Genomic DNA, 25,895 nt, shown 5'->3' with positions numbered 1-25,895 from the left:
CCGTAAGGGGAGGGTGAAATGATGGCGGCTGAAAAGCGCGGTGCGAAGGATCTTACGCAGGGGCCTATCGCATCGACACTGCTGCTCTTTGCTATCCCGACTTTGGCGTCCAACATCCTTCAATCGCTAAACGGATCGATCAACGCGATTTGGATCGGCCGTTTTCTGGGCGCGCAGGCGCTTGCCGCCACCGCCAACGCGAATATCACCATGTTCCTGATGTTCTCCATCGTCTTCGGCTTCGGCATGGCATCGACAGTCATGATCGCGCAGGCGGCGGGGCGAGGCGACATGGACGCGGCGCGGCGAGCTTTTGGTTCGGCTGTCGGGTTTTGTACGCTGCTGGGCCTAGTGGTGGCGGGGGGAGGCTGGATCGGTGCGCCTGCTATGCTGCGCATGTTGGCGACCCCGCCCGAGGCATCCGGGCTGGCGCTCACCTATTTGCGCGTGATCTTCATCGCGATGCCGGCCACGCTGATCGGCGTCATGATCATGATGGGCCTGCGGGGCACTGGTGATGCGCGCACGCCCCTGATCTTCATGTTCGTAAGCGTCGGCGTTGATCTTGTCCTCAATCCAGTGCTGATCCTCGGCCTTGGACCCATACCGGCAATGGGCATCGGCGGATCCGCGGCGGCCACGGCGGCGGCAGGCTTCATCAGCATGATCGGAGTCATTCTCTACATCTACGCCAAGGACCTGCCTCTGCGCCTGCGCGGGCCGGAGTTGGCCTATTTGTGGCCAGATCCCACCCAGATCCGCCTCTTATTGGGGAAGGGGTTGCCCATGGGCCTGCAGATGATCGTCATGTCTGCTACCGGATTGGTGATGATTGGGCTAGTCAACCGGGAAGGTTTCCTGGTCACCGCTGCCTATGGCGCGGCGCAGCAGATCTGGACCTATTTGCAAATGCCCTCGATGGCCATGGGCGGCGCGGTAAGTGCCATGGTCGCACAAAATGTCGGTGCGGAACGCTGGGACCGGATCGGGCGGATCACCGGCTTCGGCATGGGTTACCTGTTGCTGATTACCGGCACCATGGTCGGCGTTATCCTGTTGTTTCACGCGCCGATTTTATCGCTTTTTCTCGGCGATAATGAAATGGCGATACAGGCCGCCTGGCATATGCAACTGCTGGCTAGCTGGAGTTTCATGCTGTTTGGCTGCACTATGATTCTGTTCGGCGTGATGCGCGCGAACGGCGTGGTCGTTAAGCCGCTTTTGATCTTGATAACGACGCTTTTTGGCGTTCGGCTCGCCTTCTACCATTGGGCCTACCCGCATCTCGGCGCGGACGCGCTATGGCTGAGCTTCCCAATCAGCTCCGGCTCATCCTTGCTGCTTGCTGCGCTGGTCTATCGGCAGGGTGGCTGGCGCAAAGCGAAGCTGCTGGTGCCCGTCCATGAGGAAGAGTGCCGCGAAAGCATCAATGCGGAAAGTGAGCCCGCGGGACGTTTGGCGCCCACGGGATGACTCCTTAACGGCCCTGGCTGCGCCAGCGCGTGATGGTGCGATCGAGAATGTCGGCTTCGCCGCCGGATTGACGCCATAATTCTGTGAAGCTGGGGTCGCTCGATGCGGGACGCCGTTCTTCTTCGAGATTGTCGAGGGCAACACGGATCGGCACCGCGACACCTTCGCCGCAGATGATCGCCTCTCGGTTTCGCAGCGCAGGGATGGAATCAAGGAAACCACGCGCGCCTTCGGGCATTGCCGCCTTTACGAAGGCTTGGTCGCGATCATTGTTGAGGCGCATCGAGATGATCGTGCCGCACTGCGACAGCACGCCTTCGGCAAGGTCGGACGGGCGCTGGGTGATGAGGCCAAGCGACACGCCATATTTACGGCCTTCCTTGGCGATCCGCTCCAGGATGCGGCGCACGGCCTGGCCGCCGCCTGTGGTGGTGCTGGGAATGTAGCGATGCGCTTCCTCGCAGACGAGCAGGATGGGCCGTTGTGCCTCGTCGCGAGCCCAGATGGCATAGTCGAACACCAGCCGCGACAGCACCGATACCACGACTGAAGTGATGTCCGAGGGCATGGCGGACACATCGATAATGGAGATCGGCTTCCCACCGGAGGGCAGGCGAAAGATCTTCGCCAGAAACTCCTGCATCGTGTCCGCGACGAGCATGCCAGAGAACATGAAGCTGTAGCGCGGGTCAGTCTTGATCTCGTCGATCTTGGTCTTGAGCCGCATATAGGGTAGTGCACCGGTGCCCTTGTCGAGCTTGCCCATCTCATTCTGCAGGATGTTGGTCAGGTCCGACAGAAGATAGGGGACAGGCGAATCGACTGTCAGGCGACCGATGCTCTCCGCCAGCCGATTCTTCTGCCGGGCGGCCAGCAGGCACTTGGCGAGGATGTCGCAATCCACCGTCCGGTCGGACCCTTCGGAGGTGACGAACACCTCGCAATGCTCTTCGAAATTCATCAGCCAATAGGGCAGGGCGAGATTGCCGACGTCGAACACCGCGCCATTTTGGGCGAAAGCTGCGCCATATTCGCCGTGGGGGTCGATCATCACGATGTGACCTTCGGGCGACAGGTTGCAGATGCGGTGAAGGATGAGTGCGGCGCTGGTCGATTTACCAGTACCTGTCGAACCCAGCAGGGCGAAATGCTTTCCCAACATGGAGTCCACATAAAGCGCTGCGCGCGTGTCTGCGGTGGGGTACACCGTGCCGATCTGCACGTGTGGTCTGTCGTCGGCGGCGTAGATTTGCTGCATATCGGCGCTGGAGACAGGGAATATCTCCGTGCCAGGCGCCGGATAGCGGGTGACGCCGCGGCGGAAGTGATAGATGCGGCCGGTGAGCTTTTCCTCATCGCCTTCGCCGAGGAAATCGACATCGGCGACGATCATGCCGCTGTCCTGTCGATCGAGCGCCATGGACCGTACGCTGGCGATCAGCCAACTGTTGCCGACGCGCATCTTGACTTGGCTGCCCACTTGCCCCGCCATGGCGATGCACGGATCGGCTTCGTGCGCCAGAGCGGCTATGCAGCCGGCGTCGATAAGTATCTTTGAGCTGGAACCGGCGATTTGGAACACGGCACCCATGGCGGCCGCTGGAGCGGGCTGCGCATAAGCATGGGCCTGAGTGAATTCAGCTGCTCCTGGCATGTGGCTCATACGCCCCTCTTAAATCCCCTGCCGCCGGCACATATTGCCGGAGCCTCGCCTGGGTTTAGCTTGTGAGAGGTAAAGAATTGGCTATCGGAAGGGCGTCCAACTGCGGGTCTCTTTTCAATTTGACCTGCTTGCCCCGGCGCAGCCACTATCCGCCGCGCGCAGCGGCACCGGCTCTGGCGCGAATCATTTGCCATCCGTATCGGCCCGTTGATTGCGGCATCATCAGGATTTTCGCTTGTCTCATATCATGACGGCCAATGCAGCGCGCAGATCGGATGCAATCTCTATCGCCCGCGTGATCTGCATTTTGGGCGTCGTGTATGTTCATGCGTGGACGGGCCTCAATGGCCATGATTTGGAAGTCGCCCGCGGCACGCCACAAGAAAATTTGCGCTGGCTTTTGATGGAGATTTTCGGGCGCAGCGCCGTACCGCTGCTCGGCGTCATTTCGGGATGGCTGGTCGGCGGGTCATCGCGGACGCAGAACTGGTTTGCGCATGTCCTGCGCAAGGCGCGGACGATCCTGTTGCCGATGGTGCTGTGGAATGGGCTGGGGATCCTGCTCGTTTCCGGCGCGGCGTGGCTGCTCGGCCTTTCCGCTCCGGTCCCCGTGTCGTTCGACTGGTTGTTCCAGGAACTGTTCATCGTCAGCCGTAATCCTGACATCAACGTGCAGATGCCGTTCCTGCGCGATCTGTTCCTATGCATGTGCGCAGCGCCGCTGCTCGTCCGTTCGCCCGCCTGGCTGCTGGTGAGCGTTGCGGGCGCTGCGGCGCTGGCGCAGTTGATGGGTTGGGGGCCGCCGGTGTTGATGCGGCCTGCGATCCTGTTCTTCTTCGTGATCGGCATGATGGCGCGGCGGATCGGACTGGCCGAACGGGTGGCGGCGCTGGGCTTGCCTATAGCGGGGCTGCCATTCCTGCTGCTCATGGCGGTACAACTTCATTTCTCCCTGCAGGCAACCCAGGGGGCAGCGATAGAAATCGGCGTACTGGACCTGGCGGTTCGAGTCGCGGCCGCCGCCTGCTTTTGGCGTCTATCATGGGCGCTCGCGGGCAGTCCTGTCCGCGGCATGCTGCTGCGGATCGAGCCCTTCGCCTTTCTGCTCTTCTGTTCGCACCTCATCTTGATCTGGCTGGGCGGTCCAGTGCTTGGGGCGTTGTTCGGCAAGCTAGGTTCGCCGCTTTATCCTGCCTATCTGTTGATCCAGCCGCTGCTGGTGCTGGTTGCGGTTCTGCTGCTGGGGTCGATGCTGAGCCGCGCATGGCCGGGCATGGCCAAGGTGCTGAGCGGTGGACGATTGCAGCGGACCTGAAGTCTAACCAGCTATCGCTTTGGCGGCGGCCATGGCGATTTCAAGGCTGCGTTTGCGGGCTTCAAAATCATATATCTGCCCGCCGATGATCAATTCATCCACGCCGGTGTGTTCGATGAAGCGGGCCATATCGCGCCCCACCTTGGCCTGATCGCCGATGCTGGTGGCGCTCAGAACATCGGACAACATGGCTTGCGCGCCGGGAGGCAGGCTTTCGAGATAGCCTGGGACCGGCGGTTGCAGCTTGCCCGGTTGGCCAGTCCGCAGACGCACGAATGCCTGCTGCATCGATGTGGCCAGAAGCCGAGCTTCGTCCATCGTATCCGCAGCGAATATATTGAAACCGGCCATGACATAGGGGCGCTCAAGCTGCGCCGATGGGCGAAAGTCGCGGCGGTAGATGGCGATCGCTTCGTTGAGGGCGCCAGGCGCGAAATGCGAAGCGAAGGCGTAGGGCAGCCCCAGCGCCGCCGCGAGTTGCGCGCCGTAGAGGCTGGATCCCAGAATCCAAAGCGGCACCGTTTCGCCAGCCCCGGGCGTCGCTTGAAAGCCGAGGCGCTGGTCACCGGCGAAATAGGCTTGAAGCTCCATAACATCGCGCGGAAACTCGTCCGGCGCGCCGGACAGCGTCCGCCGCATCGCCTGAGCCACACGCTGGTCGGACCCCGGTGCCCGTCCCAGCCCCAGGTCCACGCGGCCCGGAAACAGCGCTGCGAGCGTGCCAAACTGCTCGGCAATCAGCAGCGGCGCGTGATTGGGCAGCATGATGCCTCCCGCTCCGATCCGAATGGTGGATGTCGCGTGCCCAATATGCGCCAGCACGACAGACGTGGCGGCCGACGCAATGCCAGGCATGCCGTGATGCTCCGCCACCCAATAGCGATGGAAACCCAGGCTTTCGGCATGCGCGGCGAAGCTCGCTGCTTTGGCCAGTGCGTCGCTAACGCTGCCTCCTTCGACAACGGGGACGAGGTCCAGAACGGAAAAACGGATCATCGCCTGCATATGGGGCGATGATCCGTTTTATTTCAATACTTGATGATCGGAAAGGGTTAGATTGCCCGGCCGAAACCCTGCGGCGCATCACCACGGCGGCCGAAAGTGGCAGGGCGGCGCGCGACCAGCGGATTGGAGTCCCGATCAAGCAGGGACATCGTCTCGGTAAAGCAGGGGCGCAGGCCGACGACGATTTCGATCAGTTCATCCGGCCCTTCTCGTGTTTCCACGCAGCGCCGCGCGACCATCTCGATCCGTTCGGCCATGCTGCTGAGCCGGTGAGCGCCGAACTGCGCCGATTCACCCTTCAGTGTATGAGCAGGCGTTACAAGCGCGACGGCGCTGCGTTCGCGGATCGCCTTTTCGATCGCGCTGATAGCCTTGTCGCCATCTTCCCGGAAATAGCCGAGAATTCGCAGAAATGCGCTGCCGAGCTCCGACCTCGACTTGGCGAGATCGGCCTGATTGACCAGTTCTGCCTCTTGATATGACACGCCGCGACACTCCTTGTTATGGCCTTACCATAGAAGCCGAGCGTAAACAGCAGGTTAAGCCGCCAGGTCAGGAACGACCGGGCTTCAAGATTATCGCGTCAGTTCAAAGCGATGTGTTGCGATCGCTAGGAACTTCCAGCCTTGTTGCTGGGTCAGCGCCTCCAGCTCGTAAGCGGCGTTGGGATCGTCGGCTTCGATCGTCACCGCATCGGCCGCGCGCATTGCGCGGGCGGCGCGCAGGGCGGGCCAGGGACATTTCATGCCTCTGGCATCGACATGAAGGGGCTCACTTGGTGGCATAAGGATTGCGCGCGCTGCGCAGGGTCAGCCGCACTGGCACAGCCCCGAAGCCCAGTTCCTTGCGAATGCCGTTGACGAGATAGCGGCGATAGCTTTCCGGCAGTTCATCGAGGCGAGTGCCAAACAGCACGAAGGTGGGCGGCCGTGTCTTGTTCTGCGTAATGTAGCGCAGCTTGATCCGCTTGCCGCCGGGAGCAGGGGGTGGATTGGCTTCCAGCGCGCGTTCGAACCAGCGATTGAGGATGCCGGTGGACACGCGCTGCGACCAGGAGGTGCGGGTTTCGAAGGCGACGCGGATCAGGTCGTCCAGCCCCTTACCCGTGGCGCCCGAGACGGTCATGATGGGAACGCCGCGTATCTGCGCTAGTCCGTCCGAGAGCGCCTGCTTGATGCCCTGATAAAGGGCCGATCCGTTTTCCACCGTGTCCCATTTGTTGAGCGCGACGACGAGTGCGCGCCCTTCCTCGATCACCTTATCCGCGATGCGCAGGTCCTGCGCCTCCAGGCCGCGTGTGGAGTCGAGCAGAAGAACGACGACTTCAGCGAAGTTCACAGCGTTCAGACCGTCCGAAACGGCGAGCTTTTCCAGCTTGTCCTGCACCTTGGCGCGCTTGCGCATGCCGGCCGTATCGATCAGCCTGACCGGCCGTTCTTCGCCGTCCGGACTCGTCCATTTCCAATCGACCGCGATGCTGTCACGCGTGATCCCGGCTTCGGGGCCGGTGAGCAGGCGGTTCTCGCCAAGCAGGCGGTTGATGAGCGTCGATTTGCCCGCGTTTGGGCGGCCAACGATGGCGAGCTTGAGCGGCGCGGCCTCCAGGTCGGCCTCGCTCGGCTCCGCTTCCTCTACTTCCTCTTCCTCGCGATCGACATAGGGAAGGAGAGCCTGGAACAGATCGGCCATGCCCTGGCCATGTTCCGCCGAAAGGGGAACAGGTTCGCCGAGGCCGAGGCTGAATGCCTCCATGACGCCATCATTGCCCTGCCTGCCTTCCGCCTTGTTGGCGACCAGCACCACCGGTAGATCGCCTTCGCGCAGCCAGCGGGCGATCTCCTCGTCGAGCGGGGTGACGCCCGCGCGGGCGTCCATCAGGAAAAGGGCTACGTCAGCGCTTTCAACCGCCGCCTGCGTCTGAAGGCGCATACGGCCGGGGAGGGTCTGAGGATCCTCATCCTCATAGCCCGCAGTGTCGATGATCGTGAAATCGACGCCGAGCAGGTTCGCCTGCCCCTCGCGCCGGTCGCGCGTGACGCCGGGCTGGTCATCGACCAGCGCCAGCTTCTTGCCGACGAGCCGGTTGAAAAGGGTGGACTTGCCCACATTGGGCCGTCCGACAATGGCAACAGTGGGCAGCATTATGGCCCGTTTCCTTTAAAATACCGCTGCTCCCGCGACGGCAGAAGCCCAGTCCAGACAGCGGAGCTGGGCTCCTGCCTTCGCGGGAGCACGCTTATCTAACATCATTATGGGCGTTAACGAAGCGCCGTCAGGCGGCCGTCATCAGCCAGAATATAGAGCATGTTGTTGGCGACGACGGGCGACAGCGACATGGACCGATCCATATCGACCGTGCTCTGGACCGCCCCGGTCGCCGGATCGACATAGTTCAGATCGCCATGCGTGGATACAAGGATCAGCCGTCCCCCCGCCAGCACAGGGCCGGTCCAGCGGATCGCATTGGCCTTCTTCTTTTCCTTTTCCCAGCGGCGCAGTTGGCTGATCCAGCGGATCTTGCCGGTCGCGCGGGCGACGCAGAGCAGCTTGGCGTCGCTGGTGACGACAAACACCCATTCGCCCGCGACCCATGGGGTCGAAATGCCTGCGACGTTGATTTCCCACAGGCGCTGGCCACTTACCAATTCATAGGAGGCCATGCGGCCGCCCTGACCTATGGCGAATACGCGGCCGCGGTCGATCACCGGATTGGCGTCGATGTCGGTGAGGCTGGCGACTGCCGTCGAAATGCTGGTGCGGGAAAGGGCGTCGCCCCACAGGGTACGGCCATTTTCATAGCGATAGGCAGTCAGTTCGCCCGAGCTGTAGCCCGCGATCACAGTGCCCTGCGCGGCGGCGGGAGCCGCGACGCCGAACACGCCGGTCACCTGCAGCGTTCCGCTATCGGTCCATTGCACTTCGCCATCGGTTTGGTTCAGAGCGAAAATCTGATTGTCCTGGCCCATGACATAGACATGACCGTTGGCGAGCGTCGGCGCGCCGCGGAGCGGGCCGCCGGGACGCTTCTTCCACAGGATCGAGCCGTTCGCGGCATTAAGAGCGGCTACGTCGCCGACGCCTGTGCTCGCATAAAGTTTGTCATCGACAATGCTGACACCGCCGCCGAACAGGGAGCGGCCGCTACCCTCGGCCGGGAGCGAGGTCTGCCACAGCTTGGCGCCGCTGGCGGCGTCGAATGCCAAGACATGGGCGCCGGCATCGATGACATAGAGCTTGCCGTTGGCCACGACCGGCGACGAGGCGAGGCGCGCCCTGGGCGTGCTGCCCTCGATCGACGTGGTCCAGCTGGTTGCGGGCGATGCGCCAAGGGCAAGATGGCCCATAGCCTTCGCCGGGGAGCCGCCCGGCTGCGACCATTGATCATTGGCGTAGGCTTCCGGCAGCGACACAGGCACATCAGCCAAGGTTGGATCAACCTCCACGCCCTGTTCGTTGGTCAGGATTGACATGCGGTTGCCGACCACGGGTGTCTTGGGCCCGCCCTTCTTGCCGCCGATGATGCCGCAGCCCGCCAAGAGGGCGACCATCGCAGCCACGGTCAGGGCGCGGCGCGTGCCCGCAAATTTCGTCATGCTGTGCATCCCCATGCGCTTATCTTCATCCCTGTCCAGGCTCAGCCGGCGTTTCGACCGCATCAATCCCCAATAGTCCCGCCATCTGTCGCGCGCGTGAACGGATCGACTGAGGCACGCTCGCATCCTTCGCCATAGCCGCGAACAGCGGGCCGGCGAGATCGGGCTTGCGCATTTTCATATAGGCGATCGCGACCATTTCGCCCGCGCTGCCGAACCATGGCGCGCCTTCCACCGCAAGGGGCTTCAAGCGATCGACCACCTGCTGGGGCTGTAGCGCTTCAAATTCCAGCGTCGTCTGGCGGATCAGGGCGAGGTCGCGATAGGGCTGATCCAGGGAGCTGTCCTGCGCCATCGCCTTGTAGGCGGCGATGGCAGCCTTGCTGTCGCCCTTGCGTGCCGCGGTCCCAGCCTTCACCAAAAGGGCCGAGGCGCGGAAGCCGGGCTGGCTGGCGTCGGCAAGGGCGTCGAGCTGCTTGGCGTCGGGCGTTCCGCCGCCCACTGCCGTGGCGATCACCTTGTCCATCTCTTCCGAAACGGCTTGCGATCGGGTGGCGCTATGATGCTGCCAGTAGAGCCAGCCGGCGAACGCCACGAGGCCAATGACGACGGCCGCGACGATCCAGCGGCCGAAGCGCTGCCAGAAGGTCAGCAGCTGATCCTGGCGGACGGCCTCATCGACCTCGCGCATGAAGGCTTCGCTGTTTTGCGGCGTCAGGGCCACTTGGGTCTCCAGATAGGCGTCAGAAAAAGCTCGCGGAAGGCGCGATCAATAGCGGCGGCGGAGCTTAGCGCAAATCACTTTTTGGGCCGATAGACCTGATCTGGGGTGGGAAAGCTGCGATTGCGCACTTCAGCGGCGTAACGCTCGGCCGCGCCGCTGATGGTGTCGGCGATATTTTCATAGCGTTTGACGAAGCGGGGGGTGCGTTCGAACATGCCGAGCATGTCTTCGGCGACCAGCACCTGGCCATCGCAATGGGCAGACGCCCCGATGCCGATGACGGGTATGTCCAGGCTGTCGGTGATGGCGACGGCGAGGTCTTCCATGACGCCTTCCAGCACTATAGCGAAGGCTCCAGCCTGGGCGACGGCGCGGGCGTCATCCATGATCTTGGCATGTTCTTCCTGGCTTTTGCCGCGCGCGCCATAGCCGCCGAGCGCATTTACGGCCTGGGGCGTGAGGCCGACATGGGCCATCACCGGGATGCCGCGCTGGGTGAGGAAGGCAATGGTTTCGGACATCGCCTGACCGCCTTCCAGTTTGACGGCGGCGCAGCCGGTTTCGGCCATGACGCGGCTGGCGCTGGCGAAGGCATGGGCAGGGGATGCTTCGTAACTGCCGAAGGGCATATCGACGAGGACGAGGCTATGATAGCTGCCGCGCACCACGGCCGCGCCATGGGCGATCATCATGTCGAGCGTGACGGGGAGCGTCGAAGGCAGGCCGTAAATGACCTGACCGAGCGAATCGCCGACCAGTAGCATGTCGCAATGCGGATCGAGAAGCTGCGCCTGCCGGGCGGTGTAGGCGGTCAACATCACCAGCGGTTCGGCCGTTTTGCCTTCCGCCTTGCGGCGCTGAATGGCGGGAACGGTCAGCCGCTTCATCGGCGCGGGGGTGGGATTGGCGCGGCTGGTGGAAGTGTCGAGCGTGAAGGTGGTGGACATGGGTTGGCTGTAGCCCAGCGGGGTCGCGGGCGCAAATCAGGGGCCGGTCCAGTTTTGTCGAAGCGGTATTCAATGAAGAAAATAGCGAGTTGAAAAAGAACGGGAGCGGCGGGCCTGTGCCGCTCCCGCAGGGGTGAACATCGTTACGGGATCAGAACGAGAATTTAATCGTCCCGCCCCAGGTCCGTGGGTCGCCGGGCTGACCAGCGATCAAGCCGGTGTTGCCGGGTGCGACCTGCAGATTTTCGATATAGTTGACGTCGAAGGCGTTGCGGACCCAGCCGAAGACATCAAAGCCTTCGCCACGGAAGCCGGCGCGGAAGTTGGTGAGGGCATAGCCCTTCACCTCCGTATAGATCGACGGCGAGGCGTTCGAATTCCAGTGCGAACGATAATTGCCATCGACGCCCAGATACGCCTGACCTTCCTTGTCCAGCAGCGTGACCGGAATGTTATATTCCGCGCCGTAGGAGAAGGCCCAGTGCGATACGCCGGGCAGGCGTTGACCGGAGATGTCGCACTGACGCGGGCTGAGGGCGCCAGGAACACCGGGCTGTGAATAGTCAGGCGTCGCCGTAGCCGATTGGAACGTGCCGCCGGACAGTTCAGGCGGGCAGGGCGCATCGACGAACTTCTTGTACTTCGCGTCGGTGTAGGCGCCGTTGGCATAGGCGGTGAAGCGATCGCTGGCGACGACCTTGAAGTCGGCCTCGATACCCTGCGACCGGACCTTTCCAGCGTTTGCCAAATAACCGCGCACGGTGCCGAACTGGCCGCCGTTCACCGTCGCCTGGAAATTCTTGATGTCGGTGCGGTAAGCGGTGAGGTTGAAGGTCGCCCGGCGATCCCAGAACTGGGTCTTCAGGCCGATTTCATAATGGTTGACCGATTCCGGCTTCACCGTGCCCGCATCGAAGTTGACCGTATTGTCGGCGTTGAGCGGCAAGCCGTTCTGGTTGATGCCCAGCGTCTTGAAGCTCTTGGCATAGGTCGCATAGGCGAGGATGTCGCGCGCGATCTTGTAGTTGACGTTCAGGTCATAGGTGAAGTTCCAGGCGCTGTCGGACGGCGCGCTGACCTGCGGCTGATATACGCCGCACTGTGCCGCCAGCACAGTGCCTGCGGCCGGAGCCGGGGTGCAACTGATGACTTGACCCTGTCCGTTGGTCACCACGCGCTGATAGAAGCCGGACTTCTTGTCATAGTTGAGCCGCGCGCCCGGCTGGATGGTCAGGGCGTCGTTCACATGCCAGCTCACCTGGCCGAAAAGAGCGGCGCTGGTGCTCTTGAGCCACTGCGTGTTGCTCGCGGTCAAACCGGCCAGCGTCGCAGGGTTGTTGGCGATATTGGTGGGTGAGGTGGACGGGGTCAGGCTCCACTTGCTCGCCGCTGCGCCCTGCTGCTCCGTACCCTGCGTGTCGATCCGCTGCTTGAAGCCGAACAAGCCGACGACGAAGTCTATCTTGTCTCCTTCGTAATTGTAGCGGAATTCCTGGCTATACTGGTCCTGCTGCGAGGGGTTCTGCGACTTGGACACGATCGGCAGACCGGTGAAGTCGCGGTCATTTTCCGGCTTCCAGTCCCAGAAGCGCCAGGCGGTGACGGAAGTCAGCGTGCCGGGACCGATGTCCCACTTGATGCGCGCGGACACGCCGCCGATCTTGTTACCAGCATTGAGGTTGCTGTCGAGATCGGTCAGCCGGTCATAAGGATTGCGGCTGGGAACGACATAATTCTGGGCAGCGGCGAGCGCGTCATACTGACGGTTGAGCGGGCGCTGGGTGCGGCCGACACGAACGAACACGGTGCCGCAGCATTCCGGGTCCTGCTTGCTATAGTCGCCCGACAAGGTGATGCTGAAGTCGTCGTTCGGCTTGAACAGCAGCTGGCCACGGAGGCCCAGATTGTCCTGTTCGTTGATCCAGCGGTTCGTCGTCACATTGTAGATCGTGCCACGGCGGCTGGTCGAAGCGATTGCGAGGCGGGCAGCGATGGTGTCCGACAGCGGCCCGGATATGGCGGCCTTTGCCTGCCTGTAGTTGAGGTTGCCCACGGTCAGTTCGGCGCGGCCTTCGAAATCGAAGGTCGGCTGGTTGGTGGTGATGTTGATCGCGCCGGCCGTGGTGTTCTTGCCGTAGAGCGAGCCCTGCGGCCCACGCAGCACTTCAACCTGCGAAACGTCGAGGAAGTCGAAGGTCGCGGCGGCGACGCGCGAATTATAAACGTCATCGACATAGATGCCGACGCCCTGTTCAAATCCGTCGCTGGTCAAACCGAACGGAACGCCCAGGCCACGAATGTTGACCGAGGTGTTGCGCGGATTGGTGGTATAGACCTGCAACGTCGGCGCCAGCTGCTGGAGCTTCACGACGTTGAAGTTGCCGGTGGCTTCGATGCTGTCGCCACGGATCACGGAGATCGCCAGGGGCACTTCCTGCGCGGTTTCCTGGCGACGGCGTGCGGTGACGATGATCACCTCGGCGCGCGGGCTGCTGGCTTGTTCGGCAGCATCTGTGGCGGGCTGAGGCACGTCCTCTGCATAAGCATTGGACGCAATAAAGGATGCGCTCGCCACGGTGGCGAGCAACAGAGAACGCGCAATCATAGAATTCCCCTTCCGGATGTCCGGTGAATGTTGATCGCGACTTTTCCGGTTCGCCCGGTCAAAGCCGATGGTCTGGGAATGGTACGGACAGTGAGCGGCCCACCCCTTGCCGCCTGTTATTCACCGCCTGTCCGGCGGCTTATTTCACGACCCTTTGTTGCCCCCGCTTTGTTCAGGCGGTGAGGCGAGTCTTTTCCGTTACATCGATCTGGACGACGCGCGCATCATGCACGGTCAAGGTGATCGACCCGAAACGCAGCGCTTCAAGCACCCCGCGAACCTTGTCGATGCTTACGGAAATATCGTGCCGCTGGCCGTCTGCGCGGCCATTGCGGGCAAATTCAATCGGTCGATGGTCACTCATAAACACCTCTGTGCCCGCTTTTATCTCAACTAATTCAATAGACAAAAAAGCAAATATATAGGGCGCCCAAGTTTGTCTTGCAGCGCCCCATCAGTTCAACTGATCAACCGCATTGCGCTCATTCTTCTTTCATTATGTTGGAGGGGGATGGCTGGCCGCATCTGGCGCATGACCGACGCCTGTTCATGGGCATTGTCGATCAGCTGGTCGAGCAGCGCTTGGCCGAAGTCCCATTCGCCCAAGCCCGATTCGGCATTGATATGGCCGCTGAAGCCCGCATCGACGAAAGTGCTTCCCCAATTTTTCGCGACGCTGTGAGCCCGTTCGAAGAAGATATAGGGATCGTTGCGGCTGGCGACGACATAGGAGGGGAAGGGCAGTTGCGCGCGCGGCGTCGGGCCGAATCCGCCGATCGTCTCGGGCGTTTCCATCCTGTCGCAGTCGGGCGGGGCGACCAGAAGCGCTCCTGTCACCGGCCAGCCATAAGCCTGGCTCTGCAACGCGCCCCACCATGCGACCGCCAGGCACCCAAGGCTGTGGGCGGCAAGGATGATGGGGCCGTTCGCTTCCCGGATGGCGGCGTCCAGGCGCGTGACCCAGGCATTGCGATTGGGGCTGGCCCAACTGCCAAGATCGACCCGCTGGCAATCGCCGCGCGATCCTTCCCATAGGGTCTGCCAATGACCTGGCCCGCTATTATTGAGACCCGGGATGGTCAGCACGGTCGGAAGGCGTGCGTCACCCAGATGTCCGAATCGATCCATGGCCTGATCCTCGTCCAATTTACTCGAACAGACATAACTCTAGTTTTTGAATAGACAATGGTTCAGCGACCAAATGTGTTCAAATTTAGGCGATTGGATTCATCAGGGGTTCAGCTTCTGGCGGACCTTGCCAGATGGTTGGGCAGCGCCTCTCACCAAGGATAGATGAGCCCGTAATAGGAAAAGACGCTGCGGCCATAGGCTTCGTCATAGTCGGGCTGAACGCCCGGCAGATGGCGGGGAGCTTCGTCCAGCTTTTCCCTGTCCAAATCCACCACGTAGCCGCCCTTGTCCTTATTATAGTTCAGTATGGACCAGGGCAGCGGGTAACGATCGTTGCCGAGGCCAAGGAAGCCGCCAAAGGACAGGACGGCGTAGCGCACCTGGCCGCTGCGCTTGTCCACCATGAAGTTGGAAATGTGGCCGAGCCTGTCGCCTGCGCGATTATAGACGGCCGTGCCTTCCACCCGATCCGATGCGATCAGGTCGCCGGGATTTTCTGCTTCTGGGCCGCTCATTGTCACGCTCCTGTACCGTTATGCGCTATAGAGAGGAAACCGGGCAGGATCGGCGGGGTTCCCGTTTCTTCAGGCAGGAGGATCATATGAAGATCAATCGTAGCGGATCAGCGGTTTGGAGCGGTGGCCTTAAGGACGGAAAGGGCGCGATAACCACCCAAAGCGGGGCGCTGGACGCGCATCCCTATGGCTTTGCGATGCGGTTCGAAGGCGTGCCGGGCACAAATCCCGAAGAATTGATCGCGGCTGCCCATGCGTCTTGCTTCACCATGGCGCTGTCGCTGATTCTGGGCGAGGCCGGGCTGACGGCGGAGAAGATGGAGACCAATGCCGTGGTCACGTTGGAGCAGCAGGAGGGCGGCTTTGCGATTACCGCGAGCAAGCTGACGCTGAAGGCGAAAATTCCGGGAGCGTCGGACGCGCAGTTCCAGGAACTGGCCGGGAAGGCGAAGGCCAATTGCCCCGTATCCAAGCTGTTGAATGCGGAGATCAGCCTGGACGCGGAACTGCTAGGCTGAAGCGAAGCGGCGGGCGCGCGCATGCTCCCGCCAAGCGATATAAAGGCCGCTGGCGATGATAAGCATGGCGCCGATCCAGGTGGTGCCGATCGGCCATTCGCCCCAGATGATGAGGCCCAGCATCGTTGACCAGATGATGGTGCTGTAGTCCATCGGCAGGACGACGGAGACAGGCGCGCAGCGTAGCGATCCGGTCATGCAAAGCTGTGCGCAGCCGCCGGTGATGCCGACGCCGGCGAGCAGCGCCCAGGTCAGCGGATCATGCGCCTGTCCGACGAACAGCATCAGCAGGCCGAGCGGCGGGATGGATAGGGCCGTAAACCAGAAGACGATGACGCCCGCCTTTTCCGTTCGCCCCAAATCGCGGAGCAAAAGGCTGATGCAGGCGGTCATGACGGCGGCGGACAGAGCCACTGCGAGCCCCAGCGGCGGGAAATGGGCGCTATCCGGGCGGATCATGATCAATATGCCTACAAAGCCCGACAGGATGGCCGCCCAGCGGTGCGGGCCGGTCGCCTCCCTTAGCAGCAGCGCGGACAGCAGCGTGGCGAAGATCGGCATGGTGAAGCCGATCGTGGTCGCCTCCGTCAATGGCAACAGCATGTAGGAGCCGAAGTTGAGCGCCATGCCGGTGAGGCCGAGTGCTGTCCGGCTGACATGAATGCCAAGCCGGTTGGTCCGTACTGAGGGCAATCCGTCGGTCAGCGCGACCCATGCGACGATGATCGGCAGGGCCAGCGCCTGACGGTAGAAGAGCAACTCGCCGAGATGCACCCCGCGCGTGCCGACGACTTTGCCCAGCGCGAACATCGCTGCCAGGAAGGCCATGGCGACAAGGCGCAGTCCGATGCCGGTGAGCGGTCGTTCCTCCCGCAGAGGGGGAGGCGGCGGAAGCTCCTCCGGGGGGCTCGTGGGGGCAGGCGGTTGCACGCGCCCGCTTTAGACATGCGCCGCGAGGAGGCAACCGCCGATATGCTATCGCCCGGGTTTGCGGAATTTCAGCGTCATTCGATCGCTTTCGCCGACCGCTACATATTTGGCTTTGTCCACATCGCCATTGGTTAGGGTGGGGGGCAGGGTCCAGACACCCTTTGGCCAGTCGGCCGTGTCCTTGGGATTGGCGTTGATTTCCGAAGCGCCGACATATTCGAAGCCCGCCGCCTCGGCCAGGCGGCGGATAGTCGATACCTTGAGATAGCCGCTGCTCTTTTCCAGCGCGGCGTCCCGGTCCTCCGGCAAGCGGTGATCGACGATGCCCAGCGTCCCGCCGGGCTTCAGAAGATCGTAGAACGCCTTGAAGGTTGCCGTTTCCGTTCCAGCCATCACCATATTATGGACGTTGCGGAAAGTGAGCAGCGTATCGACGCTGCCCACCGGGATCATTGCGGCTTGCTCCGGAAAGGCAACCAGCTTCACCCTGTCATAGACATCGGGCTTCGCGGCGAGAAATTTGCGGTAACCGTCCAGATAACGGCCCGAAGGCTGGAGCGCATAGAGAGTACCCTTCTCGCGCAGCAGCGGAGCGAGGATCTCCGTGTACCAGCCGCCGCTGGGACTATATTCCACCACGGTCTGGCCGGGCGCGACGCCGAAGAAGGCGAGCGTTTGCGCGGGGTGCCGATATTTATCGCGGGCCGTGTTGGCGGCGCTGCGGCTTGGCGCAGCGACTGCGGCGGCGATCGGATCGGCCGCCTGGGCAGGCTTGTGGCTTGCATGACCGGCATGCTGCGCGGCGAGCGGCAGGGCGGGAACAGCGATGGCGGTCAGCAACAGACCGGCGCGCGCGAGACGGTTCATCAGGGATCCTCTCTTTATCGGCGAGGAAACAGATGTGCCGTTTGCGATGGCGGAGCGCAAGCGGCTGGCGAGGCGTAAAGCTCCGCCAGCCGAGATTGTTAGAGGCAGGCTTCCAGGAACGGCTGGTCGAAACCGAACTGCCGCGCCTTGTCCAGCGTGTAGGGACGCAGGCCCATGGAGCGATATTCGCCGACGATACGGCCGCTGTCGTCCTCGTCATGATATTCGAACTTGAACAGTTCCTGGGTGACGATGACGTCGCCCTCCATGCCGATGACCTCGGTTACATTGGTGACGCGGCGCGAGCCGTCGCGCAGGCGCTTGACCTGCACGATGAGATCGACCGAGTCGGCGATCTGCTTGGAAATGGCTTCTTTCGGGATCTTGATGTCGCCCATCAGGATCATGTTTTCCATACGGCCCAGGCACTCGCGGGGCGAGTTGCTGTGCAGCGTGCACATGGAGCCGTCATGTCCGGTGTTCATGGCGGCAAGCAGGTCGAAACACTCCGCGCCACGGATTTCGCCCAGGATGATGCGGTCCGGGCGCATACGCAGGGCGTTCTTGACGAGGTCGCCGATGGTGATCGCGCCTTGCCCTTCCAAGTTCGGCGGGCGGGTTTCGAGCGGTAGCCAATGCGGCTGCTGCAGGCGGAGTTCGGCCGCGTCCTCGATGGTCAGTACGCGCTCGCCCGGATCGATCATCTTCGATAGGGCATTGAGCATGGTCGTCTTGCCCGAGCCGGTGCCGCCCGAAATGACGATGTTCATGCGGCAGGCGCCCGCGATCTTCAGCGCCGTGCACATTTGCGGGCTCATCGCGCCCCATTGCGCCAGCATGTCGAGCGTGATCGGCTTGGCGGAGAATTTACGGATGGAGATGGCGGTGCCGCGGAGCGAAAGGGGCGGCACGATGACGTTGACGCGGCTGCCGTCGGGCAGGCGGGCGTCGGCCAGCGGTGTGGTCTGATCGACGCGGCGACCGACCTTGTTCACGATGCGCTGCGCGATCTGGAACAGATGCTCCTCGTCGCGGAACTTGATCGGGGCGATCTGGAGCTTGCCCTTTTTTTCGATATAGGTCTGTTCCGGGCCGTTGACCATGATGTCGCTGACGTCCGGATCGGCCAGCAGTTCTTCGAGCGGGCCGAGGCCGAGCAGTTCATCGACCAGCACCTTTTCCAGCGCGAACTGTTCGCGCCGGTTGAGGGTGAGCTTCAGTTCGGCCAGCACCTCCATGATGATGGGACGGAATTCCTCCGCCAACTCATCCTTGCTGAGGGTTGCGGCGGCTTCGGGATCGACGCGCTCCAGGAGGCGTGGAAGAACCTGTTCCTTGATCTTGTGGACCGACGCCTCAAAGCCCTGCGGCCCTGCATCGGGCACATGTTCCGCATTGGCGCGGTCGGAGAGCCGCTGCAGCGCGTCGGCGTTGCGCTGCATCTGGCCGGTAGGTGCGGAAAGCGGATCGGCCAGCGTTTCCGCCGGCAAGGGCGCCATGTCGAGCGGCGGAAATTGCTCGCCTCCGCGCACTTCCTCGCGAGGCGCTCCGCCCTGCATCGGCCGGGCGACGCCGAATCCCGGCTTAATGCCGGCAGGTCCATTTTTCCGTCCAAACGCGCTCATAATTCTCCGCCGGAATGTTCCAATCGGTCCAGCCAACCACGAGGAGACCGATCAAATATGCCTGGAAATGGTGAATAGGGCGGAAACTTTGACAAATGGCTAATGGAGCCGGGCAGGGCATGGCGAGACCGCAGCGTGTGGCACAACAAAAAGGCCGCGCCCCGATGCGGAGCGCGGCCTTCTTATATTTATCGGATAGCTGTCGTCGTTGCGATCAGCCAGCATGCTCCGCAAGGACGGTTAGGCCCTTTTCATTCACTTCCGCAAAGCCGCCCTGGACGGGGATGACTTCGGGGGCCGAACCGGCGCTGGCGAAGATCTGGATCGCGCCGTCGCGGACGGTGGACATGAAGGGGGCGTGGCCTTCCAGCACGCCGAAGTCGCCATCGGTGCCGGGGACGACGACCTGATAGACCTCTTCCGAGCGGACGAGCTTTTCGGGGGTCACGAGTTCGAAATGCAGTGCCATTTTCGCTTCCTTAGCCCCTCCCTTTCAAGGGAGGGGTTGGGGTGGGTCGATTGCGTAGCAATCGTTGCAGCTTGTCAGGGTATGTCGCTGCTCGCTTCGCTCGCTGCCCACCCCTCAATCCCCTCCCGCTTGCGGGAGGGGAAGCTCTTTTACGCCGCTTCGGCGGCCAGCTTCTTCGCCTTTTCGACGGCTTCGTCGATGCCGCCGACCATGTAAAAGGCGTTTTCGGGCAGATGGTCATATTCGCCTTCGACCACGGCCTTGAACGACTTCACCGTGTCTTCGATCTGGACGAACTTGCCCGAGATGCCGGTGAAGACTTCGGCGACGTGGAAGGGCTGCGACAGGAACTTCTGGATCTTGCGCGCGCGGGCGACGGTCAGCTTGTCCTCTTCGGACAGCTCGTCCATGCCCAGGATCGCGATGATGTCCTGCAACGACTTGTACTTCTGCAGGATCGACTGGACCGCGCGGGCCGTGTCGTAATGTTCCTGGCCCACGGTGCGCGGCTCAAGGACGCGGCTGGTGGAGTCGAGCGGATCGACCGCGGGGTAGATGCCCAGCTCCGAGATCGCACGGTTAAGAACGGTGGTGGCGTCCAAGTGCGCGAAGGAGGTTGCCGGCGCCGGGTCGGTCAAGTCGTCCGCGGGGACGTACACGGCCTGCACCGAGGTGATCGAACCCTTGTTGGTCGAGGTGATGCGCTCCTGCAGCGCGCCCATGTCGGTCGCCAGGGTCGGCTGATAGCCCACCGCCGAAGGAATACGGCCGAGCAGAGCCGACACTTCCGCGCCCGCCTGGGTGAAGCGGAAGATGTTGTCGACGAAGAACAGCACGTCCTGGCCTTCCTGGTCGCGGAAATATTCCGCGATGGTGAGGCCCGACAGGGCGACGCGTGCGCGGGCGCCCGGCGGCTCGTTCATCTGGCCATAAACCAGGGCCACTTTCGAACCTTCGCTGATCGCATTGCCGTCGGCGTCCTTGGCGATAACGCCGGCGTCGAGGAATTCGTGATAGAGATCGTTGCCTTCGCGGGTCCGCTCACCGACGCCCGCGAACACGGAGGTGCCGCCATGGCCCTTCGCGATGTTGTTGATCAGTTCCTGGATGAGCACGGTCTTGCCGACGCCCGCGCCGCCGAACAGGCCGATCTTGCCGCCCTTCGCATAGGGGGCGAGAAGGTCGATGACCTTGATGCCGGTGACCAGGATCGAGCTTTCGGTCGACTGGTCGACGAACTCGGGAGCCTTGGCGTGGATCGGGGCGGAGAGGGTGGTGGCGACCGGGCCGCGCTCGTCGATCGGCTCGCCGACGACGTTCAGGATGCGGCCGAGCGTGGCCGGGCCGACGGGAACGCAGATCTGCGCGCCGGTGTCGGTCACTTCCTGGCCACGGGTCAGGCCGTCGGTCGAGTCCATCGCGATGGTGCGGACGGTGTTCTCACCCAGATGCTGGGCGACTTCCAGCACCAGGCGCTGGCCGTTGTTGCTGGTTTCCAGCGCCGAGAGGATGAACGGGACCGCATCGGGGAAGGTCACGTCGACGACAGCGCCGATGACCTGCGAGATGCGGCCTACATTGTTGGTGGTTGCCATGACTGCTTCCTTGCGTGCGTGATCTTAGAGGGCTTCGGCGCCCGAGATGATTTCGACCAGTTCGGTGGTGATCGCGGCCTGACGGCTGCGGTTATACTGAATGGTCAGCTTGTTGATGAGGTCGCCGGCATTGCGGGTCGCATTGTCCATGGCGGTCATCGAGGCGCCCTGTTCGGACGCGTTGTTTTCCAGCAGCGCCTTGAAGATCTGCACCGTCACGTTGCGCGGCAGCAGGTCGTCGAGGATCGCTTCCTCGCTCGGCTCATATTCCACCGTGGCGGCAATGGCGTTGCGGTCGGCGTCCGCCGGGATTTTGACCGGGATGATCTGCTGTTCGGTCGGGATCTGCGCCAGCGCCGACTTGAAGCGCGAGAAGAAGAGGTGCGCGACGTCGAATTTGCCGTTCAGATACATGTCGGTCAGCTCGTGCGCGATCGCTTCAGCCTGCGAGTAGCCCGGTTCCTTCGCGCCGGTGGTTTCGAACTGGGCGACGATCATGCCGGGGAAAGTCCGGTTGATGACCGGACGGCCCTTGCGGCCGATCAGATAGAAGCGGACGGTCTTGCCCTGCTCGATCAGCTCCTCGGCCTTGGCGCGAGCGGCCTTCACGATGTTGGCGTTGAACGCGCCCGCAAGACCACGATCCGAGTTGGCGACCACCAGCAGATGAACGTCATCCTTGCCGGTGCCGGCGAGTAGCGGTGAAGCGCCTTCGCCCGAACCGCCCGCGATCTTCGAAGCGAGACTGGCGACGACCGCTTCCAAGCGGCTGGAATAGGGACGCGCGGCTTCGGCCGCGGCCTGCGCCTTGCGCAGCTTCGCGGCGGCGACCATCTGCTTCGCCTTGGTGATCTTCTGGGTCGACTTCACCGACCCGATGCGGATCTTCAGTTCCTTGAGGCTGGCCATTTACCGTCTCGTTCAATCCTGTTCCGTCATGCCAGCGAAGGCTGGCATCTCACGCCCCCAGGTCGGACCTATCCGGCCTGAGACCCCAGCTTGCGCTGGGGTGACGGCTAAATATTAGGCGAAGGTCTTGCCGAAGCTGTCGAGCGCGGCCTTCAGCTTGGCCTTGGGCTCATCACCCAAATCCTTGCTGTCGCGGATCGCGGCGAGGACATCGGCATGGTCGTGGCGCAGATAAGCGAGCATCAGCTCTTCATAACGCGTCACGTCCTTGACCGGCACGCTGTCCAGATAACCGTTGGTGCCAGCGAAGATCGACGCGGTCTGCTCTTCGAAGGGCAGCGGGGAGAACTGGGCCTGCTTGAGCAGCTCAGTCAGACGCGCACCACGGTTCAGCAGCTTCTGGGTCGAAGCGTCGAGGTCCGAACCGAACTGGGCGAAGGCCGCCATTTCGCGATACTGAGCCAGCTCCAGCTTGATCGAGCCCGAAACCTTCTTCATCGCCTTGGTCTGCGCGGCCGAGCCCACGCGCGACACCGACAGACCGACGTTAATGGCCGGACGGATGCCTTGGTAGAATAGGTTGGTTTCGAGGAAGATCTGGCCGTCGGTGATCGAAATCACGTTGGTCGGGATGTAGGCCGACACGTCGCCCGCCTGCGTCTCGATGATCGGCAGCGCAGTCAGCGAGCCTGCGCCATTGGCGTCGTTCATCTTCGCCGCACGCTCCAGCAGGCGGCTGTGCAGGTAGAAAACGTCGCCGGGATAGGCTTCGCGGCCCGGAGGACGACGCAGCAGCAGCGACATCTGGCGATAGGAGACGGCCTGCTTGGAAAGGTCATCATAGACGATCACGGCATGCATGCCGTTGTCGCGGAAATATTCGCCCATGGTGACGCCGGTGTAGGGCGCCAGATACTGGAGCGGAGCGGGCTCCGAAGCGGTCGCGGCGACGACGATGGAATATTCCATCGCGCCATTTTCCTCGAGCTGCTTGACGATCTGCGCGACGGTCGAGCGCTTCTGGCCGATGGCGACGTAGATGCAGTAGAGCTTCTTGCTCTCGTCATCGCCCGCGTTGATGCCCTTCTGGTTGATGAAGGTATCGATCGCGACGGCGGTCTTGCCGGTCTGGCGGTCGCCGATGATCAGCTCGCGCTGGCCACGGCCGACGGGGACGAGGGCGTCGATCGCCTTGAGGCCGGTCTGCACGGGTTCGTGCACCGACTTGCGGGGGATGATGCCCGGAGCCTTCGTTTCGACGCGCTTGCGCTCGGTGTAAGCGATCGGACCCTTGCCATCGATCGGGTTGCCGAGGCCGTCCACGACGCGGCCGAGCAGGCCCTTGCCGACCGGAACATCGACGATGGTGCCGGTGCGCTTGACGGTGTCGCCTTCCTTGATCTCGGCGTCCGAGCCGAAGATCACGACGCCGACATTGTCGGCTTCGAGGTTGAGCGCCATGCCCTGCACGCCATTGGCGAACTCGACCATTTCGCCCGCCTGGACATTGTCGAGGCCATGGACGCGGGCGATGCCGTCACCCACGGTCAGCACGGAACCGACTTCGCTCACCTGCGCTTCGGTGCCGAAATTGGCGATCTGGTCCTTGATGACCTTCGAAATTTCTGCGGCGTTGATATCCATGTTCAGCCTTTCATCGCCTGGGCGAGACTATTCAAACGGGTGCGGATGGAGGAATCGATCATCTGGCTGCCGATCTTGACGACCAACCCACCGAGGATCGCGGGATCGACCTTGGCATCGACCGCGACTTCGCGGCCGACGCGCGCGCGCAGGCTCTGCTGCAGGGCGGTGACCTGATTTGCGTCGAGGGGATGCGCGCTCGTCACTTCGGCGCGGGTCTCGCCCTTGTGATTCGACAGCAGGGTTTCATAAGCGCGGATGATCGCGGGGAGCTGCGCCAGGCGGCGGTTCTCGGCCAGCACGCCCAGAAACTTGGTCGTGAGCGAATCGAGGCCCATCGAAGCGGCGACAGCTGCAACAGTCTTGCTCGCCGTGTCGCGGCTCAGCACCGGGTTGTTGATGAGGCCCTTGAAATCCGCCGATTCGGCGATCGCCGCCTTGATCGCGCCGAGGCTGTTCGCCACGGTATCGAGGGCGTTGCCGTCGCGAGCCAGATCGAACAGCGCAACCGCGTAGCGGCCGCTGAGGCTAGCCTGAATGCCGCCGGTAGTCTCCACGCGCTTACCGTCCTCCATTGGGTTACTGGCACTTGATTGCCGGTCATGCAAAAAGAGGGGCGCGGTCTTGCCGTCCCGTTCCCCTGTTGCCGGGCCGGTTAGCAGCGGGATTATGACTATGCAAGCCATGGAACGCGATTCCGTCATAAGGATGGAATCAAGTCGATTTGACGGCGCATCCTGCCGCCGGATTCCGGTCAGTTGGACGGATCAGGAGGAGCGAGGCGGCCCTTGCGGCAATGATAGACGAGCCGTTCATTCGGCTGGGCGGGCAAGAGGGCGGCGAGACCGGATCGCAGTCCCGCGATCCTGCCGAGCAGGTCGGAGTCGCTGCCGCACGCCCTGATCGGGCCATCCTTCAGCAACGCCCGCGCCTTGTCCATCGTGTCGGCATCGGGCAGCCAGCGCTGAATGCGCAATGTGCCGGTCGCGGGACTGAAGCGGCTGACTGTTATAATATTGCCGGAATCGGGGACGGTCGCACGTTCCCATTCACTGCCGGCGCTGACATATTGACTGCTGCCATTGACGCAGCCGCTTTGGGTCCAGTTGAACGGGATGTCGTTGGCTTCGGAGATGGTAAGGCGGCTGCGGTCAAAATCGACGCGGCAGATATTGTCGCCTTCCCACGCATAGGCGTTGTTGCCGGTGACGCGACCGTCATCGGGCAGCTTCACCCGTTCATCGATGCTGGAAAAGCTCGGTTTGAGGAAGAAAAGAGCGAAGGCGCCAAGCAGCAGCAGACCGCCGCCAGCGAGAAACCAGGTGGCGCGGCGTTCGCGGCCCTGGCTGTAGAAAAGCCCGCCAGCGCCCAGCCCCAGCACGGCGAAGGCGAGGAGGACCGCCGCCCCCGCCATGGCGTTTTCGCGGGCGGAGATGATGTCGCGCTCGGCGGTGTCGCGAGCTTTTTCGATGGCTGCCTCCCGCGCGTCGGCCTTGGCGCGTTCGGATTGTTCGCTCTGCTGCGCTTCCCGCTGGGACAGCCCGGCTTCGGCCGCGTCGGCTTCCGCCATGGAGCGGCAGGGGATGACAGTGTGGAGTGAGGAAACTCCGGCCTGGCGGAGGAAGGAGGCCACTTCACGCCATGAGACCGCGAACCCGAATTCGGCGTCATTGCCATCCGACACGGAGCCGAAGCTGTTGACCCCCAGCACGCGGCCACAGTCGTCGACCAATGGCCCGCCGCTGTTCCCGGCGGCGAGAGGTGCGGTGTGGAGGATGGTGTCGAAGCTCTGGCTGGAGCGGCCGGAGGATATGTTGCCGCTGGTCTTTACCGTGCTGAGCGGCTCGACCATTTGCCTGAGGCCGAGGCCCTGCGCGCGATCGACGGTGCCGGGATAGCCGATGGCTGTCACATGCTGCCCATCGCTGACCGCGCCTGCATAGAAGGTGCTAACGGGAAGATGCCCTTCCTCCAGCTGGATGAGCGCAAGATCATTGCCGGGCGAATAGGCGATGACGCGGCCGCCATAGCTTTTGCGGCCTTCGGACGGGATCACGCCGATGACGAGATTTTTCTCCTCGCGCGTCAGCTCGACGACATGGGCATTGGTGATGACCTTGTCCGGCGCAACGGCAAAGCCGCTGCCATGCCCGACGAAATAGGCTTCGCTGCCATCTGTTGCGACGATGGCGATGCGGACCACGCCACGGGCGGCGGCGGCGATATCCTGCTGTTCCGCCAATGCCGTAGCGGGCAAAGCGAGCGCGAGCAGAAGGCAGAGGCGGCGAAGACGAGCGACCATGGTTGGGCGCATTCATATGCGAAGCCCGGACTTAGGCAATCGAGAAATGCTTTGAACGCAAGCGG

Annotated in this window: 24 protein-coding genes; 3 read left to right on the top strand and 21 right to left on the bottom strand. The window is 62.6% G+C overall.

Annotated elements, in window-relative coordinates:
• The first annotated feature begins 18 nt into the window (after positions 1-18).
• Positions 19-1,473 carry an MATE family efflux transporter gene (locus EP837_RS04015; protein ID WP_066524647.1) on the top strand — a complete coding sequence of 485 codons (1,455 nt, stop codon included), beginning with the start codon at positions 19-21 and terminating at the stop codon, positions 1,471-1,473.
• Positions 1,474-1,477: 4 nt separating this feature from the next.
• Here EP837_RS04015 and EP837_RS04010 read toward each other — a convergent pair whose 3' ends face one another.
• Positions 1,478-3,136 carry an ATP-binding protein gene (locus EP837_RS04010; RefSeq protein WP_066524646.1) on the bottom strand — a complete coding sequence of 553 codons (1,659 nt, stop codon included), beginning with the start codon at positions 3,134-3,136 and terminating at the stop codon, positions 1,478-1,480.
• Between the two features lie 247 nt (positions 3,137-3,383).
• Here EP837_RS04010 and EP837_RS04005 point away from each other — a divergent pair, with 247 nt between their 5' ends.
• Positions 3,384-4,451 (top strand): acyltransferase family protein, encoded by a 1,068-nt coding sequence (locus tag EP837_RS04005; RefSeq protein WP_066528644.1) that lies wholly within the window; start codon positions 3,384-3,386, stop codon positions 4,449-4,451.
• Positions 4,452-4,454: 3 nt separating this feature from the next.
• Here the strand turns inward: EP837_RS04005 and EP837_RS04000 are convergent, their stop codons facing one another.
• The 11 genes from EP837_RS04000 to EP837_RS03950 form a co-directional block, all read right to left on the bottom strand.
• Positions 4,455-5,447, bottom strand: a complete 993-nt coding sequence (locus EP837_RS04000) for an LLM class flavin-dependent oxidoreductase (RefSeq protein WP_066528642.1) — start codon at positions 5,445-5,447, stop codon at positions 4,455-4,457.
• A gap of 56 nt (positions 5,448-5,503) precedes the next feature.
• Complete coding sequence (locus EP837_RS03995; protein ID WP_066524644.1) at positions 5,504-5,941, bottom strand: Hpt domain-containing protein; 438 nt, start codon at positions 5,939-5,941, stop codon at positions 5,504-5,506.
• 90 nt (positions 5,942-6,031) lie between these two features.
• A complete protein-coding gene (locus tag EP837_RS03990) occupies positions 6,032-6,241 on the bottom strand; it encodes a sulfurtransferase TusA family protein (RefSeq protein ID WP_066524643.1) in 210 nt (69 codons plus the stop codon).
• Positions 6,228-7,598, bottom strand: a complete 1,371-nt coding sequence (der, locus tag EP837_RS03985) for a ribosome biogenesis GTPase Der (protein ID WP_066524642.1) — start codon at positions 7,596-7,598, stop codon at positions 6,228-6,230. The genes EP837_RS03990 and der overlap by 14 nt, the downstream gene beginning before the upstream one ends.
• A 116-nt stretch (positions 7,599-7,714) precedes the next feature.
• A complete protein-coding gene (locus EP837_RS03980) occupies positions 7,715-9,064 on the bottom strand; it encodes a PQQ-like beta-propeller repeat protein (RefSeq protein WP_066528640.1) in 1,350 nt (449 codons plus the stop codon).
• Between the two features lie 10 nt (positions 9,065-9,074).
• On the bottom strand, positions 9,075-9,773 hold the full coding sequence (locus tag EP837_RS03975; RefSeq protein WP_066524641.1) for a tetratricopeptide repeat protein: 699 nt from the start codon (positions 9,771-9,773) through the stop codon (positions 9,075-9,077).
• 74 nt (positions 9,774-9,847) lie between these two features.
• Complete coding sequence (gene panB / locus EP837_RS03970) at positions 9,848-10,720, bottom strand: 3-methyl-2-oxobutanoate hydroxymethyltransferase (protein ID WP_066524639.1); 873 nt, start codon at positions 10,718-10,720, stop codon at positions 9,848-9,850.
• Between the two features lie 151 nt (positions 10,721-10,871).
• On the bottom strand, positions 10,872-13,325 hold the full coding sequence (locus EP837_RS03965) for a TonB-dependent receptor (protein ID WP_066524637.1): 2,454 nt from the start codon (positions 13,323-13,325) through the stop codon (positions 10,872-10,874).
• Between the two features lie 172 nt (positions 13,326-13,497).
• Entirely contained in the window at positions 13,498-13,689 is a 192-nt protein-coding gene (locus EP837_RS03960; RefSeq protein ID WP_066524634.1) for a YezD family protein, read from the bottom strand.
• Between the two features lie 95 nt (positions 13,690-13,784).
• On the bottom strand, positions 13,785-14,453 hold the full coding sequence (locus EP837_RS03955; protein ID WP_066528637.1) for an RBBP9/YdeN family alpha/beta hydrolase: 669 nt from the start codon (positions 14,451-14,453) through the stop codon (positions 13,785-13,787).
• A 152-nt stretch (positions 14,454-14,605) separates the two neighbouring features.
• A complete protein-coding gene (locus EP837_RS03950; RefSeq protein WP_066524633.1) occupies positions 14,606-14,971 on the bottom strand; it encodes a PRC-barrel domain-containing protein in 366 nt (121 codons plus the stop codon).
• An 86-nt stretch (positions 14,972-15,057) separates the two neighbouring features.
• Here EP837_RS03950 and EP837_RS03945 point away from each other — a divergent pair, with 86 nt between their 5' ends.
• Positions 15,058-15,489: an OsmC family protein gene (locus tag EP837_RS03945; RefSeq protein WP_066528633.1), complete on the top strand. Its 432-nt coding sequence runs from the start codon at positions 15,058-15,060 to the stop codon at positions 15,487-15,489.
• Here EP837_RS03945 and EP837_RS03940 read toward each other — a convergent pair.
• The 9 genes from EP837_RS03940 to EP837_RS03900 all read right to left on the bottom strand — a co-directional run bounded on the left by EP837_RS03940 (position 15,481) and on the right by EP837_RS03900 (position 25,830).
• Positions 15,481-16,419, bottom strand: coding sequence for a DMT family transporter (locus tag EP837_RS03940; RefSeq protein ID WP_082919540.1), 939 nt, complete (start codon positions 16,417-16,419; stop codon positions 15,481-15,483). The genes EP837_RS03945 and EP837_RS03940 overlap by 9 nt on opposite strands.
• Positions 16,420-16,464: 45 nt before the next feature.
• A complete protein-coding gene (locus tag EP837_RS03935; protein ID WP_066524629.1) occupies positions 16,465-17,286 on the bottom strand; it encodes a class I SAM-dependent methyltransferase in 822 nt (273 codons plus the stop codon).
• A gap of 98 nt (positions 17,287-17,384) precedes the next feature.
• The gene (locus EP837_RS03930; protein WP_066524625.1) at positions 17,385-18,911 is read right to left on the bottom strand and encodes a CpaF family protein; all 1,527 of its coding nucleotides are present in this window, start codon (positions 18,909-18,911) and stop codon (positions 17,385-17,387) included.
• Positions 18,912-19,125: 214 nt separating this feature from the next.
• Positions 19,126-19,380 carry an ATP synthase F1 subunit epsilon gene (locus tag EP837_RS03925; protein ID WP_066524624.1) on the bottom strand — a complete coding sequence of 85 codons (255 nt, stop codon included), beginning with the start codon at positions 19,378-19,380 and terminating at the stop codon, positions 19,126-19,128.
• A gap of 149 nt (positions 19,381-19,529) precedes the next feature.
• Complete coding sequence (atpD, locus tag EP837_RS03920; RefSeq protein WP_066524623.1) at positions 19,530-20,975, bottom strand: F0F1 ATP synthase subunit beta; 1,446 nt, start codon at positions 20,973-20,975, stop codon at positions 19,530-19,532.
• 24 nt (positions 20,976-20,999) lie between these two features.
• Positions 21,000-21,884 carry a F0F1 ATP synthase subunit gamma gene (locus EP837_RS03915; RefSeq protein ID WP_066524622.1) on the bottom strand — a complete coding sequence of 295 codons (885 nt, stop codon included), beginning with the start codon at positions 21,882-21,884 and terminating at the stop codon, positions 21,000-21,002.
• A 114-nt stretch (positions 21,885-21,998) separates the two neighbouring features.
• Complete coding sequence (atpA, locus tag EP837_RS03910; RefSeq protein WP_066524621.1) at positions 21,999-23,528, bottom strand: F0F1 ATP synthase subunit alpha; 1,530 nt, start codon at positions 23,526-23,528, stop codon at positions 21,999-22,001.
• A 2-nt stretch (positions 23,529-23,530) separates the two neighbouring features.
• Positions 23,531-24,085, bottom strand: coding sequence for a F0F1 ATP synthase subunit delta (locus tag EP837_RS03905; protein ID WP_066528628.1), 555 nt, complete (start codon positions 24,083-24,085; stop codon positions 23,531-23,533).
• 197 nt (positions 24,086-24,282) lie between these two features.
• The gene (locus tag EP837_RS03900) at positions 24,283-25,830 is read right to left on the bottom strand and encodes a S1C family serine protease (RefSeq protein ID WP_066528625.1); all 1,548 of its coding nucleotides are present in this window, start codon (positions 25,828-25,830) and stop codon (positions 24,283-24,285) included.
• Positions 25,831-25,895: the final 65 nt, after the last annotated feature.

Origin of the sequence: Sphingobium sp. EP60837 (genome assembly GCF_001658005.1) — a bacterium.
Classification (GTDB): Bacteria; Pseudomonadota; Alphaproteobacteria; order Sphingomonadales; family Sphingomonadaceae; genus Sphingobium; species Sphingobium tyrosinilyticum.
The sequence above is the reverse complement of the archived record's forward strand: the minus strand, read 5'-3'. Positions and strand labels throughout refer to the sequence as shown.